Source organism: Yersinia massiliensis CCUG 53443, from assembly GCF_000312485.1.
Taxonomy (GTDB): Bacteria; Pseudomonadota; Gammaproteobacteria; order Enterobacterales; family Enterobacteriaceae; genus Yersinia; species Yersinia massiliensis.
In genome coordinates, this window is sequence record NZ_HE997645.1 from 255,464 (window position 1) to 271,237 (window position 15,774).

Consider the following 15,774-nt stretch of genomic DNA (forward strand, 5'->3'; position numbering starts at 1 on the left):
GAATAAATTAGGTCAGGTAGACCATCCCTGCGGTAAACATAGCGGCATAAATAGCAATCACACCCAAAATGGCAGTCCATCTATTGCCAACAAAGCGTTTCAGCGAAGAAGGTTGAACCCTTGCACTGCCTAAAGTCATCGGTGTTAGTAATGCCTGATTGGGCCAAACTTGCCACTCTACTGGCAAACACCCCCTTTCCTGCTCTACCCGCTTTACTAATAATCCATTATCTGTCTGAGTATATTTGCCATTAAAACCCATTAACAAACAGAATAAATAAACCAACCGCAAAGGATGGTTATCTTTATCAATACTGTCTAAGCGGTTAAAAAAAACCTCACCACCAATAGAGGTTTGGAATAATTGGCCTTGTAATAAGGCACTGCGCCATCGCTTAACCCAAGGTAGTGATGAACAAAGCACCCGCTCATCAAACCAAACGACAACAGCGAACAGGGCATGCTCACAGTCTTCAGTCTCATTTTGTTGCTCAGCCGCTAAAGCGGCCTGCTCGAATAAATTGATACTCTGCTGGCGAAATTTTTCGTAATCGCTGTAATTTTCAGGGAAGAGATAAAACTCTGTCGCAAATCGCCATATTGGCAAATAACACTCGATTAGCCTCATCATGAGGCCACCATAAATATTATTTGTACCTGAAGATCTTCTGGTGCATCGGCCCAATAAAATGCCACACTTTTATGCTGTTCTATTTTTTGCCACAACTCGCCGTCACGCTGGATGCTGAAATAATATGAATCACTGCGATTAGGGACACCACGGGGAACCTGAGGACAAATATTTGCACTAACGCCAGGTAATGCATGTTGAATTAACGACTCTATACTTTCTCGCGAGGCCAGCTTAATACTACGACTATTCGCTAGCAGCTGTTTATCTTCAACAAATACTTGCGAGCGTAATAACAGTAATACCGAGTTAGATTGGCGGTTTTGGGTAGTATCAAATGCAGCAGAAAATATACCACTCTGGTCGTTTTCCAGCGTGATATAAATATTATCTTCTAATATTAAGCTATTAAGCAGTGCCACCAGCGTTTGACGTAAACTATCAAAGCACGGAATCAATTGATGATGATCGTAATCCAGTACGGCATTCCCACCATGACGCCACTCGCCCAAAAATGAACACTCATCATTAAATGACGACAGATCACCGACCAATTGGCGCAATACGCAATACATTTGCCAAGGATGAACTTGACGCGCCTGACAATAATTATATAAAAGTGGCAATACACGATTTAGTGAGCGCATGACCAATAATTGCATCATTTGATCACTGCGTTCATTATCGCTAACCAGTCGTTCAGGCCGCTTATATTCTTCCAACTTACGGGCCCGGTTACTTAACTCGAAATAGATGGCATCTATCAAGCGGCCAAGCATCGGCGTGCTGTACAGGGTCAGCGCGGGAGGAGAAAAGTGGTTATCCAGCACGACACTACCGTTGTCAAAACGCAAACGGGCCAATGGGATACATTCACAATCAACGGCATCATCACGTTCGATGTCCCATAACACACGGACGTTGTAGCAAATATGCGGTACCGCAGCCTCCGGGCCATTATCATAAATATCCTTCATAATCATTTCATCACCGGCAGTGATCCAACGAGTCACGGCACGATCATTATCGCGAGCCAATACAGCGACATTGTTATGGCTGGGATCAAGCCTGCGCAAAGCCAACCAAAGGGTAAAAGGCTGGTCTCGTTGTTTCCATGCGTCACGAAAATTGCGCTTTTCAATCTGACAATTTCCGGGAAAAACCAGGTAATTCCCCCCCGGCATCACAAGGCGAAGAGTTTCAATATTAACGGTAAAATCAGTCAATGCTTCTTGATTCATCCCCCACGCTAACACGCCGTAATTATACGGCTGAGCCATGCTTAGCTGTTGGGTCTGCAACCACTCGTGATGCAAATCTAACGACTGCAAATGTTGTGGCTGTAAATAAAGTCCGGAATACCAATGAATCTGTTGCTGCTCTAAGTACATGTTATTTCACATCCTGTAAGATGGGCTGGTCCTGCTTCTGGGCTACGATGCTTTCTTGACCCAGCGTCACATAAGCATTCAGTGGCACCAACTTAGCCGTCCATATTTTGTTTTGCCAACCGTGAGTCTTGAGGGTCATGGGAATGGTAAAACGGGCGATATGCCTGCTGTCGGGGAAAGGGAAATAGCCAGCCACTACCGCGATATAGCGGGTATTTTCAGCACGATCGATATGCAAGGTATTTTGTTGGCCTGGCATGGCCACGTAGCGATCTGTCTGCAAGATATCCCCTTCACTGCCAGTACCGGCAAACATGGCTTTCAGCAGCACCGGATTGCTTAATAATTTATCCAAAGCGGCTGTATTCTGGGACTGGATAACCAAGATTGAACTGCTGTTAGCCAAACCATTCCACATATTCAAATTGGGTTGTGCGTTCAACTGGATGGTGATGGCGTTTTTAGCAAATGGCTGGGTTACACCATCAATCGCCTGTTGACGTAACTTGGGATCCTGATGGCTACACCCCGTCAACATCAGTACCAAAATGACGATTCTGATAATAGATTTCATTGCTGTCCCGGCCCTTTCAGGATCTTATTGATCTCCTGCAAACTGCTGTCATCACGTAACATCTCTTCTAACCATTCCGTCAACGTCATTCCAGCCCAACGAGCCGCTCGCTCCATTAAAAATGGCACTGGGCTGGAGGGTTCACTTTGACGGAAAAAATGCGCAATAGTCAGCATTTGGCTAATCGCCAAATCCCGTGACATCTCTTGCTTTTTGGCATCGCTAAATAAGAGGTCAGCAGATAGTTCAGGATTCTCCTCACTAAGATGCAGGACGTTTAGCGACATAATATCTTCATAATTAGGCATAATTCGGTCACCGATGCGCTTTAAAAATTCGTCAAGCTCGTTGATCATCTGGTGCGTTGAGCTAAAAGGCGGACTGTTCGTGTCCGTCTGCAACCCCATATAGCATTGCGTAAATTTGATCAATTCGACCAAGCAGCGCGCCAACACATCCATCGCTTTAGCAAGTTGCATGGTGGGAACCGTTTGAGCCCAGCGACTAAACGCTTCCATTGAAAATTCGCTGCTTTGTGGTGTGACGCCACGCCCGTCCATATCCACAGCGAGCTGATGCTCAAAAGCCAGTACTTTTTGCCAGTGTTCGAAACGGCTTTCAGCTTGGCCCAACAGGGGTAGACGGCTAAGAATCTGACTCAGTTGTCGGTCTAACCAATCAATTTTGCTCTGTCGGATCCTAGCCCCGTCATCATCCAACGCAGGCCAACAAGTGCTCCAATAGCGGCTCACGAATTGGTTGAGAAAACGTAGCCCTGTATGTAGGCCTTCGGTGCCATACTGCTGGGCCAGCGCTTCAGTTAACCAACAAGCGACCTGAAGATCTTTACTGTGCTGGCTTAGCAACGCTTCACTCAGCCCGATAACCTTTAGCCAATCGGCTTTGCGCATCGCGCTGGCCCACTCATCTTGCGGTAAGTAATCAGGATCACTTTCTCGCGCTTGACGTATCTCGTCATACACCGCTTCGTATTCCATATTATTGCCAGCTGGGTGATGAGGACTGATAGGCGCCAGCAACGCTTCTAGGTTTAGTTTTATTTCTGACATATTTCCTACGCAATCAAGACGGTGGGACAGCCGATGACAATGGTGCCGCCATGAGCGCAACTATCACCCATTCTCGCGGCAGGTTTGCCATCAATCAGGACAGTTAAACTCCCGCCGACTACAGTATCCGGTGGCCCTACACAAAGTGCCATTGACCCTAATGTCGCTGCTGGCATCCCCCCAATTAATACTTTAGGGCTACCCGGTGTGGTGATGGGTCCACCAACATGAGGAATCGGCGGTACAGCCGGCGTAGCCATCGGGCATACGTGCATATCGCCCAATCGGGCTGCTGGTAAGGCCATTTATGCCACCTCGCTTTTCTGCAATTGAGTCATTAAAATTCTGGCGCCCACCGACGGTGCTTCTTCAAGCGCCAGCATCAGACAGCTTGATTTTAGTGAACACAACAGCATCGCCGGCGATAGATCAGGCTCGGGATACACTGCATCCAGTCCTGTCGGCGTCATACTTCCTTGCGACCAAAACAGAGATAAAGCCAAAGCCCCTAATGGGGTAGAAAACCCCAGTAAATTACCCTGCTGAAAAATACGCCAACGCAGCGCCTCATCAGGTTCGCGCAGCCATTGAGCAATATCAGCATGGCAGCGCTGCCAGATAGAATCATCGGACGCATCAGATAAACAGGCGTGAGTCTTATAGAGCGCACGATGATAAGGCTGTTGTTCCAGCCACAAAATCAGCATTGCTTCCCATTCACCCTGTACCAATAAAATCTCTGCATTTTCAGGCCAAGATCGTTGCGGACGCAGAAAAGCACGAATCTCGGCACTTACCTGTTGTGATAGCTTATTCATATTCGTCCTTAGCCAATCATGACTACGCCGCCCTTCACTTGAGTCATCCCGCTCCCCTGAACCGTCACCATTGCTGCTTTCAATTCCGCCGTAGCAGAGCTTTCAATTTTGATAGTAGTGGCGGTTAAGGTAATACCGACGGGTGTGATGGAAATCTTGCTATTACCCACTTTTAGCTCAATGCCCTGAGTGGACTCCAGCAAGCAGCTTTTATCTGCACTCAACTCGCTGCCGCCACCGGAAACTTTCAGTTGATGATCGCCCCCCTGAAGTTGGGTCGTTAGATCGCCTTTGATCGTTAGCTGGTAATTCCCTTGATCTAACGTTGTCGAATGATCGCCCTGCTTTAATATCAGGGAATCATTTCCTTTGGTTATCTCGGTGGCACGATCGGCACCAATAGTGGTGTTTACTGCGTGCTGAATGTCGGTGGTAATGTCATTTTTGACCGTGAGCAGTAGGTCTTTTTGCGAAGTAATCGACAATTTTTCTGCATCTTTGCTATCGTCAAAACTCAGAATATGCCCTTGTTCTACCGTGCCGTTCTGACTGCTGCGTGAGGTAAAACCCGTCACGTGTTTTTGTTCTGGCAAGGTAAAAGGCGGTTTGTTTTCACCGTTGAATACCGCGCCGGTCACCAATGGGTAATCCACATCTCCCTGCACAAAGCTGACAATAACCTCACTGCCGACACGGGGAAGAAATAGAGCACCAAAACGCCCGCCAGTCCAAGGTTGGGATACCCTCACCCAGCATGAACTGCTGTCGTCTTTTTGATTTTCCCGATCCCAATGAAACTGGATCTTGATGCGCCCATATTCATCAGTATGAATTTCCTCTGAGTTCGGCCCGACCACTTTGGCGGTCATAATTCCGGACACGATAGGGATGGGGGTACAGGATTCAGCCCGGTATTTTTTATCGCCATCCATGGCGATAATTGAGCAACCATAATCCGCCTGATCACCATTCACATTACTGCTCACCCGTAGTGATAATGATTTAATACGATAATTACCACGACAAGAAGGGTGTTCGCTCAGGCTGAATATCTCGCCGCAATTGAGCCAATAGCTTTTTATTTCCCCCCTGAACAATTGAGTGCCAGCTTCCAATTGCTCTATTTTTACCTGCGCCGTCGTACTGAGAAGATCGCGTTTCTCATAGCCTAAAAAATCAACATAACTGACTGAATCCACTGCCTGATCATGGTTATTACTGCGGGTTTCGCTCTCAATAGACTGAGCTTGCAAAATATTGAAACCGAGCAATTTAACGCTGGATGCGGCCAAAGTACGATGAATCTCCCAACGATGTACCCCCATGTTGCCCTGCTCACTCAGTTGTGGGTAAAACGGCAATTCACGTGGCTTTGCAACGGGGTGACTGGCTGAATGATCGGCTAGCACTAAAGTATGCTTATCTGCCTTGTGCAGGAAGAAGTAGTAAATACCTTCCTGTTCCAGTAGACGGCTGATGAAGTTGAAATCGGATTCACGGTATTGCAGGCAATACTCACGTTTTTGATATTCCGAGCGCAAACGTACATCAATATCCTTGATGTTATGTTCACGTAATAATTGACATACCAAATCAGGGACATTCAGGTTTTGGAATACGCGTAAATTGCATCCCAAACGCAGTAATGCCATACGCGGCTCGATAACAGCCGTGTAGTGACTAACACCCTGGCTATCATTGTCCTCTTGCATCGCGGTGAGAACACCATGCACATAGCGTCCTCGATCACTGTCGCCAATCTGGCAGGACACGTCTTGTCCCAAATAATGATTAAGCTGGGCAGAGGTCAGCGAGGAACTGAAATGAGCATGATATCGATAAGGCTGGGAAATAGACTCTTCGCCAGTCAGTTCGAGTAGCAGCATGTCATCCGCCATATTACCCACCCAGCGAATAAAACGTTTATCTTGTCCTACTGACATAGTGTTACCTTAACGATTAAATACGGGTAAACGGACTTTATGGCAGACAGCGGGGTAACGCTGCGCCAGACATATATCCAACCCGAGGATACCCAGCCCTAAAACAGCGGTAGTGCTTTGTGCATTATCGATGAGCAGGTCGATTTCAAAATCGAGCCCGATGCCGACATAATCTCGGATTTGTTGCCAAAGCTGGTTGTAATAGCGGCCTTCGGGAAGAAATAGACTCGCGTCATCATGCTTGACCGGCCCCAAAGTCAGATTAAAATTGCTCTGGATATCACGGTATACCGATCCCAACATCGGTGCGGCTCCCAGACTCTGCTGTGGGTCACCTAGTCGGCAACATAGCGTCCTGTCAACCCTCTTCCAACTCCCCGTAAAGGGGATAATACGAGCCGGAACCGCAAAGTGCTGCTGTAACCAGATTTCAAGATTCACCAGTGAACGAACCGGATGAACCAGTAAACCGGCAAACTTTTCCTGCTGAAATACGGTTGATTGCTGTAGCACGCCAGCCAATGCGCGGATCGCCTGACTTAATGGCGGGCTACCCGTAAATTCACCTGCCGCATAGTAGTGATACTTCTGCCACGACAGGAAACGCAGGCTATGTAAACGGTGATTAAAAATATCCAGAAATGCCTTGCCAGCAGTGTCGCCGTAACGGTAATACCGACCAATTAGCCATTCCGTATAGGCGGTGGGTAGCGCCCCCATCGCGCCGGTCAAACCAGAGGCAAACACTTCAACCTGCCATTGCTGATCTTGGGTAAGGCAAATTTCACCTATCTCACCCTCCCCCGCATTCAGCGACAGCGGGGAGATAAACCGTAGATGGTCTTCCAGTATCTGTTCTGGCGGCAGCTTTTTTTGCCGGGAGAGTTTTTGTAACATCACCCTCACCTGCTGGAAAAAAATGTGCCGACTATAGTGGGGTTTTAAATCCATGCCAGCCGCCCTGCCCGTATTGGCCATTGACGTAAGGACTCCTCCTGCGCACCAATGCGGGTGACAACACGAGAAAAACTATTCACCGGTGCATAGAGCGCTAAAAAGTGATCCAGAAAACGGCACAACAAGAAATGGCCAGGTTCATCGTTAGCTTCGTCAGTAAAAGTAATATTGATCTGCACCCCGCGCGCCATAGAACGCGGATCATTAGCAACCAGACGGGCAATAATCGGTGTGACCTCAATTTGAGCGATGAGGTTAATTAGCCTTTCATTTATCGGGCTGTTACTAAAGTTGTAGAGCGCCAGTGTTTCTTTTAATACTCGACAGCCTTGAGCCCCGTTCAGCAGCATATGATTCAGGGACAACTGAGAGATTAATCGCCAGCGTGCCGCCTGTTTCATCGGTGGGCGCAGTGGTGCACTTGGCCGAGTCAATGCCTTGATTTTCACACCTGATATCGGGAGTTCTGATTCAAAATCTCCCGCAGGATCGCCATTGAGTAGCTGAGTCGCTAAATCTCGATTCGTGCACGTCAGTGAAATACTGACCATGTCACTTTCCGGCCCTAGTGGTTGCTCGCCACAATCGGAAAAGGCAATGAACCAGCCTTGGGTAGTATCCTGCTCATCAATCCATTTGCGCTGCATACATTGCCAGTAAATTCCGCTCTCCCCGTCACTAGCCGAATGATCAAGACCAAACAACGGATAAATGGGGCGCGATACGATGTCATTTCCCTGAACTCGTAAAGCGCAAACGCGGTCTACGGACCAGACTTCCATCGACGATTTATAGCGGACATCAGGTGTAATAGGGTATTCGGCCATATTGGCATGAGGAGTGATGGGTTCCGCCCGCTGTTCAAACAAATTAATTGCCGGTGTACAGTTAAGACGAAAGACATCTCGATCGATGATACTGGCGATACTTTCCAACCGACGTGCAGTTCGGCAGTGGTTAAAGACAAACCTAAAGGTAAACTCGCGGTGACTTCCTGCAATAAAGTTTTCCGGTAAGGGCAGATCGATAAAGTGAAATTTTTGTGGAAAGAAAAAGTAATCTTGCAACAATGTATGAGCAGGAGAAATCAGAGAGTCACTATCCAGCAACCCTTCATCAGCACCAAAACCAACAGCGCCAATATCTTCGGGTTTAAGTTGATGCCAAGCCCCCCCTTCACCGAAGGAAAGCGATTTCAGCTCGCCGCATAACAAGTTATACAGCACGTTGACAATAGATGCAGAACCGTTCAGATATAAGCGAATCCGATCAGTCGCGAGTTCTGCTCCCGGCCAAACTGAAAAAACCAACTCCAGCCGCCAGCTCATATCATCCTCATTGAAAGCCAGAAGCGACTTCTGCAATGTTATTGGCAGCAACGTGACAGGGTATACCGTACGGAAACGGCAAACCTGATTATTAATAGGTTTAGAAAATAGCTCTACGCCACTTTTTATTAAATTCTTAGCTGTCATAGCACTAGATTTGATATCAGGTAACATCTGCACAATACAAACAGAGGGAAATTGTCGTAACAGATGTGGAGCTAATACCGTTAATAGCGCATCAGTGACCTCCGGAATATCCTCATCAAGGCGCTGCTGAATTTGTGCTGTTAATAGCGCAAAAGATTCAATGATACGCTCTACATGGGGATCTTCAGATAACCCATCTGACATACCAAGACGACGAGCAACTTTGGGGAATTGGCGAGAAAAAGCCGCACCATATTTTTTTAGGTGCGTCAGTTCTTTTTGGTAATAAGAGAGAAGTTTATTTTCAAACATAATTGTCGCTATTCACTCAAATAAAACCGATTTATCGCATCATCCCAAATTAATTTGTAATGCACTGGCCTATTCTGATAATAGGCATTAACAAAAAAGAGAATACCCGTGGCGCCTTGATTTACCGTGGTAAAAGAGACATCCTTTAAGCGTGGTTCAAACCGTTGAATAGCCATTTCAAGACGCGCCTGCAAAATAGACTTACGTTCTCCTATGGGCATATCGCTGGTGAAATTCTCATTGATGCCATAATTAAGAATTGAACCGTTGAGTACAGGTATATGCTCTACCTCAGAAAAGCGAGGGCGGGAAGATAACAGCATCATAATCTCTTCTTCAAGGTAGCCGTCCGCAGACTCGATGAGTTCGTCCTGCTGTTTAGGATTATTATCTGATAAACGTTGCAGCAATGAAGTCATGCTAGCGACCATCCGTTAAAAAACGATAGCGACATTTCGTTCATACCCGATAAAAATATATAATCCATGCCATCCTCACTTTTTCGATCGTCACAAAAAGTCAATGACTAACAAGCTAACGTAGATATTACATTTTTATAAATCCCACATATGTAGGCAAAGTCGCATTTAAGTGTGGGTAGTTTCACAAACCAAAAGCGAAAATGACACATTATAAAAATAATAAGTAATACAAATTAAAAAATAGAAATATAGTCATCAAATCTTGTATTTTTTGGTTGTGGCTGCTATTTCTCATTATACTGGCAGTTAGCACTTTACGATTAACCTAAACGTTTTTTAAACACGTTAAAAAGAAAAGAGTCACCCACTCAAGATAGCTATTTATACGTAATAAGTACAAAACACCTGATATATAAAACTTAATCTGGTAGCAATTGCAGAGATTAGGCACTGACATTTGTAGCGAGTGTCAATGCACTAATTTCTGCAATCAGTACAGTTTATTTAGTAATGATTATAGTGAGAAACATCGATGAGTAATACACAACGAAAATTAGATAAAGCACGGCCACCACGGGTACAAATCACCTACGACGTTGAGATCGGCGGAGCACAAAGTCAAAAAGAGCTACCATTGGTTATTGGTGTGATTGGTGATTTTGCTCAGGATGAAAAACCGTTACGAGCCAGGCAGTTTACCCATGTAAATAAAGATAATTTCAACGACGTGATGTCTGGGATGCAACCCTCAGTTGAATTATTGGTTGAAAGCGCACTACCAGGAAAAGAAGGCCAAATGTCGGTCACTTTATCCTTTAGTTCTATGAATGATTTTTCCCCAGAAAGCATTGCGCTTCAGGTCGATCCCTTGCGTGCACTACTGGAGTTGCGCGAGCAACTCAGTGATTTACGTAGCCGAACCGCCAGCAATGAGCGACTAAAAGAGCGACTGCTTGAATTACTGGAGAGTAAACAGGCAGAGGATGCCGTACTCATTGCCCCAGAGGAGAAACCGCAATGAAAGAAATAAAGACGCTGAATGCTTCGGCGGGTACTTCCTTGCCAGCAGATTTTCTGGACCAGATTATCAATGAAACTCAAGCAATTCGTCGCGAATCTGATCGTAGTAAAATTAAAAGCCAATTGGATAGTTTGCTGCTAGAAGCAGCGTCCGGTGCCATGGTCATATCCAGTGATTTAGTTGGCAGTATTGAAAAACGTATCGCCGCGATTGATGCCATATTATCCGCGCAAATTAGTAAAATTTTACAAGAACCTGAATTTCAGCGCATCGAAGCATCTTGGCTCGGCTTGCATAAGTTAGTGCAAAGTAGTGTGACCGAAAATACTAAAATCAGAGTTTTCAATTGCACCAAAAAGGAACTCATCAAAGACTTTAAGTCGGCTTCTGATTTTGACCAATCTATCTTATTCAAATCCATATATGAGAATGAATACGGTACATTTGGTGGTGAACCTTATTCGGCTTTTGTTGGCGATTTCGAATTTGATGCTTTGCCTGAAGATGTCCAATTGCTGGAACAAATTTCTCATGTTGCTGCGGCTGCCCACTCACCTTTCCTGAGTGCTGCAAGTGCGGGCATGTTTGCCTTGGGACGATTCTCTGAACTACACCGCCCACGTGATTTAGCCAAACTTTTTGACACTTCGGACTATGCCCGTTGGAAATCCTTTCGCCAGACCGATGATGCTCGCTATGTAGGATTAACACTGCCACGTGTGATTGGCCGCCTGCCCTATGGCGCTAAAACCATACCAATAGAAAAATTCAATTTTGAAGAACAGATTGATGAGAATAACGGTGAGGCTAGCTATGTTTGGGTCAATGCGGCATATGAACTCGCCGGGCGTCTGGTCGATGCCTTTGAAGAGTACGGTTGGTGCGCAGCGATTCGCGGTGTTGAAGGCGGAGGATTGGTGAAATCGTTGCCGACATATAATTATGTTTCGCAAACGGGTGAGAAAGTGATGCAGTGCCCGACAGAGGTGACAATCTCTGACCGCCGTGAAAAAGAACTGGCTGAATTAGGATTTATTCCTTTGGTTCACTGTAAGGGAACAGATTATGCCGCGTTTTTTGCCGTTCAGTCGCTGAGTAAAGCACGCAAATATGACTCAGAGTTAGCCAATGCTAATGCCAAATTATCCGGCCAATTGCAATACATTATTACCACATCTCGTTTTGCTCATTACCTCAAAGTTATTGTGCGCGATAAAGTCGGGAGTTTTATGTCGCGAACTGACTGCCAGAATTTCCTACAAAACTGGATCAATCAATATGTTGTGGGCTCAGATAATGTCGGCCAGCAAATCAAAGCCAGTCACCCACTTCGAGAGGCCAGAATAGAGGTTATTGATATACCCGGCAGCCCTGGACATTACCGCGCTATCGCCTATCTCAAACCTCATTTCCAATTAGAAGGTTTAAGTATGTCGCTGCGTTTGGTAGCGGAATTACCTGCATCTACTGGTGCCTAATAGTACAACTTAGAGGGAATAAAATTAATGGCTCAAACAAATACGCTGTTTATGAAAATTAGCGACATTAAAGGCACAGTGACTGATTCAGCTTACAAAGACTGGATTGCAATTAACCACCTAGATCAAGGCATTTACAGTTCTGTCGGGATCAGTAATAGTGAATCTTTACTAAAAAGTGGCAATGCTGGATTCGATGACGTTTCTTTTACCAAAGAAATGGACTCAACATCAGGTGCCCTGCTAATTAATGTTGCTGAAGGCACTGCTGTGAAAGAAATCATCGTCGCATTGACAGCTAAAAAAGCAGGGAAAGATTATGAAATGGTGCGCTGGATTTACGAAAACTGCATTATTAACCGTTTGCATGTTTCCGCGGCCAATGCTGGCGATGTTCCAATCGAACACCTCAGTTTCGCCTTTAGTACTGTTAAAGTAGAAATCAATACCATACAGTCATCGGGTGGTACCCAAAAACATGGCCCGAATGGCTGGGATATCATCAAAAACTGTAAACTGTAATCTTTTTATCTATGCAAGCAATGCGATCGCAGACTGCATTGCTTGATAACTGACTTTGACCTATTGCTGACTCTATTAAACCACAGAGAGGTAATGTCATAGCATCATCGATACTATTCTTAACTTCCTATTTAGCAAAAAAAATCTACAACACAGACTAACCGCTCATATATATTTTGAACGCTTTTTCTATATTTTTACGGAAGGGAAAATGTTAAATATTTTTGATCTAAACTATAAATCGTTATCTGAAAAGAATTCAACTGAGCTATTTTCTCTCAGGAAAGATACTTTTAAAGATCGCTTAAATTGGGCGGTGAATTGTACAAATGGTATGGAGTTCGATCAGTATGATACGCAAAACACCCATTATTTATTCGGTGTTGCTAGTGATAGAATCATTTGCAGTGTTCGTTTTATAGAAACAAAATACCCAAACATGATCACTGGAACCTTCGCTTCTTACTTCAATAAAATTGAGGTACCGGAGGGAAACTATATCGAATCTAGCCGTTTCTTCGTAGACAAGAACAGAGCAAGGGATATATTGAAAGGTAAATACCCAGTTACTAATATATTATTTTTAGCTATGATTAATTATGCCATAGCATATCGCTACACCGGAATATACACGATTGTCAGTCACCCTATGTTGACCATTCTTAAACGTTCCGGTTGGCAAATATCTGTAGTAGAGCAAGGCATATCGGAAAAAGGAAAGTATATATATTTGGTTTATTTACCGACTGACATTGAAAACCAGAGCCTCCTAATCAATAGAGTAAACGAGACTAACGATTTCCCTGAAAGGGCCTTAAGACACTGGCCAATGTCGATCCCTCTTATTGCAAAACAGGTTTGATCAGTTGCAATTCGACACCAAGCTTGATGGCATGCTTAGCGTTAAGAACGCCTAGCTTTTTCACAACATTTCCAATATGGAATTTTACTGTCCCCATTTTTATGCCCAGAATAAGCGATATCTCCTGATAAGTCTTACCATTGCTTGCCCAATAAAGAATTTCATTCTCTCTTTGAGAAAAAATATCTTTGCTTTTCGATATATTATTATTTGTTCTAATCACCTCTCTGTATAGGGAGGTGCGTTTTTCATGAGCACTAATAAGTAACATTTGTAACTCTGACATGTTCACTTCGATCATATGTTCTAATTTATGGCAGGTAAATTCATCCATCATAATAGACAACATAACCAAATTATTGCAGTTATCGTGCAATACAAAAGTAAAACCATTTACCACATTGTATTTTTTGGAAAAATTAAATATTTGTGAAAATTTCAAACCATAACTAATCACAAGACTTTCGTCCCATGAGAAAGGAGACACTCTATTTAACGCAGTAATAACGACAGGATCAATACTCTGGTAATTATTACCTTTATAAATATTCACCCACTCTTCTGGATAGTTAGACACGATATCCATCTCTGAAGGATTTTTCTTATTCAAGATAAAGTATGAATATTTTAAGTCACCATAGATACTTATTTTTCTATCTAAAAAACCTCTTATTGTATCGTTTATAATCTTGTTATCATAAGATAGAACAGACATCTAATTATCTCCTAATAGATTACTGCGATTTTGTTAAAATAAAAGTGCAGTGCAGAACTAGACCTAGGTGTAACTATTAACAAAATCGGAAAATAAATATAATTATCTACGTAGTCAAGACGTAAGAAAAATACCTGATCCACAATTAGATCAGGCTGCCATTTGGCAAACACCAGGGAAATTTAACCATTACCAGATGGTTGAGTAAATAAGTCAACCTCTCTTGTGCTATCGTGGATGGTACACAAGAGAGTGCGACTCTATTAATAGTGATGAGCGTAACTTAAGCCACTAGGAAAATCACTGATGAGCAATATTATATGCCTATCACTTTCACGTCCTAGACACTGTACCGAGCGAAACGATAATATCAATTCCAATACAGATTTGTCCGTAGGAAATGGTAATACTTCGGCAAGAAAATTCATTATCACACCACAAGCCCGATGCCCTTCTTGCGCTGATCATCATCAGCACGTCTGTTGACCACCTATTGCTAAGATCCGCCACGAAATCTTCCCACTTATTGATGATGACAGGATTTGGCGTAGGCATGCTGCTGGTCGCTCCTTTCTACATTTAGCTAGAGCCGGCAGTCGTGATTATTCTATTTCACGGTTTTTCATTGACCTCACTGTTATTGATTGGGATTGGATTGCACTATCAGCGCAAGTATTAAAGTGTCGAACTAGGCACTAATACTCATCAAATTAAAAATTATAAAGGAGGATAACAAACAGAATTCAATACAAATTTATTTATCCCAGTAAAAGAATACTAAATTCCCATCAAGCTTATTCCACCGAATAAATGGAAATTTCCTACAACAAAAACACACTTGGACTACATACTCAACTGAGTGAAAAAACTACTCTCTTGGCTGCTTTTTTAATTAAGCAAATTCCTCGTATACAAAGAAAATAGAGCCATTGATATTCTAATTTCTTTGTGTCTGCACCAAAGGCCAACCGCCTCTTCGTCTTTAAGGTAGTTAATAATGAAATTGATTAATGGTTTGAACAAATTCAGCGTCAAAAAAGCTCAACAAGGTTTAACCTTAATTGAAGCATCAATGGTATTGGCACTTTCCGCCGTAGTGATTGCAGGCGCAGTCATGTATTACAACAGTGCCTCCGAAAGTAACAAAATTCAGCGCGCTCAGGGTTTGCTGGGATCTGTTCAATCCGCTGTTCAATCAATTTATGCTACACGCCCTAGTTTTTCGGGACTAAGCAGCCAAGAGCTGACAATGACAGCAGCGATTCCGCGATCATTTATCAACGGCTCAGGTACCACTGCCACGATAATTAACCCATGGGGGGGGAATGTATTAGTTGCAGCTGCTACACCAGCAACCAATTACACCATTACTTTTGAGGCATTATCGCTCTCCGCCTGTACTGCCATGGCTAGCGTGGATCTTGGCAATTCGCTTATCGGTCTGACAGTCGGTTCTACCAGCCTAAAGTTAGGCTCATTTACCGGTCTGGAAGTAGCGCAAGCTTGCGAAGCTGGTGGTTCGGCAGCCCGTTCGGTTGATATTGCTTGGACATTTAAGTAATCAATAAAAATGAATCACTTTC

General features: G+C 44.1%; 16 protein-coding genes. 5 read left to right on the forward strand and 11 right to left on the reverse strand.

The features are described from left to right. Positions 1-7 precede the first annotated feature (7 nt). Genes BN68_RS13705 through BN68_RS13750 form a run of 10 tightly spaced genes read right to left on the reverse strand, consistent with a single transcriptional unit; the run spans position 8 to position 9,590 of the window. A complete protein-coding gene (locus BN68_RS13705) occupies positions 8-631 on the reverse strand; it encodes a DotU family type IV/VI secretion system protein (RefSeq protein ID WP_019211726.1) in 624 nt (207 codons plus the stop codon). Continuing rightward, complete coding sequence (gene tssK / locus BN68_RS13710; protein WP_019211727.1) at positions 628-2,022, reverse strand: type VI secretion system baseplate subunit TssK; 1,395 nt, start codon at positions 2,020-2,022, stop codon at positions 628-630. The genes BN68_RS13705 and tssK overlap by 4 nt, the downstream gene beginning before the upstream one ends. A 1-nt stretch (position 2,023) precedes the next feature. Beyond that, the gene (gene tssJ, locus BN68_RS13715) at positions 2,024-2,596 is read right to left on the reverse strand and encodes a type VI secretion system lipoprotein TssJ (protein ID WP_019211728.1); all 573 of its coding nucleotides are present in this window, start codon (positions 2,594-2,596) and stop codon (positions 2,024-2,026) included. Continuing rightward, positions 2,593-3,666, reverse strand: coding sequence for a type VI secretion system protein TssA (gene tssA / locus BN68_RS13720; RefSeq protein WP_019211729.1), 1,074 nt, complete (start codon positions 3,664-3,666; stop codon positions 2,593-2,595). The genes tssJ and tssA overlap by 4 nt, the downstream gene beginning before the upstream one ends. A gap of 5 nt (positions 3,667-3,671) precedes the next feature. Further along, positions 3,672-3,971 (reverse strand): PAAR domain-containing protein, encoded by a 300-nt coding sequence (locus tag BN68_RS13725; protein WP_019211730.1) that lies wholly within the window; start codon positions 3,969-3,971, stop codon positions 3,672-3,674. After that, positions 3,972-4,484: a DUF6931 family protein gene (locus BN68_RS13730; RefSeq protein ID WP_019211731.1), complete on the reverse strand. Its 513-nt coding sequence runs from the start codon at positions 4,482-4,484 to the stop codon at positions 3,972-3,974. It abuts the gene before it with no gap. Positions 4,485-4,492: 8 nt separating this feature from the next. Beyond that, entirely contained in the window at positions 4,493-6,427 is a 1,935-nt protein-coding gene (locus tag BN68_RS13735) for a type VI secretion system Vgr family protein (protein WP_019211732.1), read from the reverse strand. A gap of 9 nt (positions 6,428-6,436) precedes the next feature. Next, positions 6,437-7,405 carry a type VI secretion system baseplate subunit TssG gene (gene tssG / locus BN68_RS13740; RefSeq protein ID WP_269212175.1) on the reverse strand — a complete coding sequence of 323 codons (969 nt, stop codon included), beginning with the start codon at positions 7,403-7,405 and terminating at the stop codon, positions 6,437-6,439. Continuing rightward, positions 7,369-9,171 carry a type VI secretion system baseplate subunit TssF gene (gene tssF / locus BN68_RS13745; protein WP_019211734.1) on the reverse strand — a complete coding sequence of 601 codons (1,803 nt, stop codon included), beginning with the start codon at positions 9,169-9,171 and terminating at the stop codon, positions 7,369-7,371. Before tssF ends, tssG begins: the two co-directional genes overlap by 37 nt. 8 nt (positions 9,172-9,179) lie before the next feature. Further along, positions 9,180-9,590 (reverse strand): GPW/gp25 family protein, encoded by a 411-nt coding sequence (locus BN68_RS13750; RefSeq protein WP_019211735.1) that lies wholly within the window; start codon positions 9,588-9,590, stop codon positions 9,180-9,182. A gap of 535 nt (positions 9,591-10,125) precedes the next feature. Between BN68_RS13750 and tssB the strand changes: the two genes are divergently transcribed. From tssB to BN68_RS13770, 4 genes are all read left to right on the forward strand, one after another. Beyond that, positions 10,126-10,614 (forward strand): type VI secretion system contractile sheath small subunit, encoded by a 489-nt coding sequence (gene tssB, locus BN68_RS13755; protein WP_019211736.1) that lies wholly within the window; start codon positions 10,126-10,128, stop codon positions 10,612-10,614. After that, on the forward strand, positions 10,611-12,092 hold the full coding sequence (gene tssC / locus BN68_RS13760; protein WP_019211737.1) for a type VI secretion system contractile sheath large subunit: 1,482 nt from the start codon (positions 10,611-10,613) through the stop codon (positions 12,090-12,092). Before tssB ends, tssC begins: the two co-directional genes overlap by 4 nt. 27 nt (positions 12,093-12,119) lie before the next feature. Further along, complete coding sequence (locus BN68_RS13765) at positions 12,120-12,614, forward strand: Hcp family type VI secretion system effector (protein WP_019211738.1); 495 nt, start codon at positions 12,120-12,122, stop codon at positions 12,612-12,614. A gap of 211 nt (positions 12,615-12,825) precedes the next feature. Then, positions 12,826-13,476, forward strand: coding sequence for an acyl-homoserine-lactone synthase (locus BN68_RS13770; protein ID WP_019211739.1), 651 nt, complete (start codon positions 12,826-12,828; stop codon positions 13,474-13,476). On the opposite strand, the gene BN68_RS13775 is transcribed toward BN68_RS13770, so the two are convergent. After that, on the reverse strand, positions 13,457-14,191 hold the full coding sequence (locus BN68_RS13775; protein WP_019211740.1) for a LuxR family transcriptional regulator: 735 nt from the start codon (positions 14,189-14,191) through the stop codon (positions 13,457-13,459). The genes BN68_RS13770 and BN68_RS13775 overlap by 20 nt on opposite strands. 997 nt (positions 14,192-15,188) lie before the next feature. On the opposite strand from BN68_RS13775, the gene BN68_RS13780 reads away from it, so the two are divergent. Next, the gene (locus tag BN68_RS13780; RefSeq protein WP_019211741.1) at positions 15,189-15,752 is read left to right on the forward strand and encodes a type 4 pilus major pilin; all 564 of its coding nucleotides are present in this window, start codon (positions 15,189-15,191) and stop codon (positions 15,750-15,752) included. The last annotated feature ends 22 nt before the right edge of the window (positions 15,753-15,774 follow it).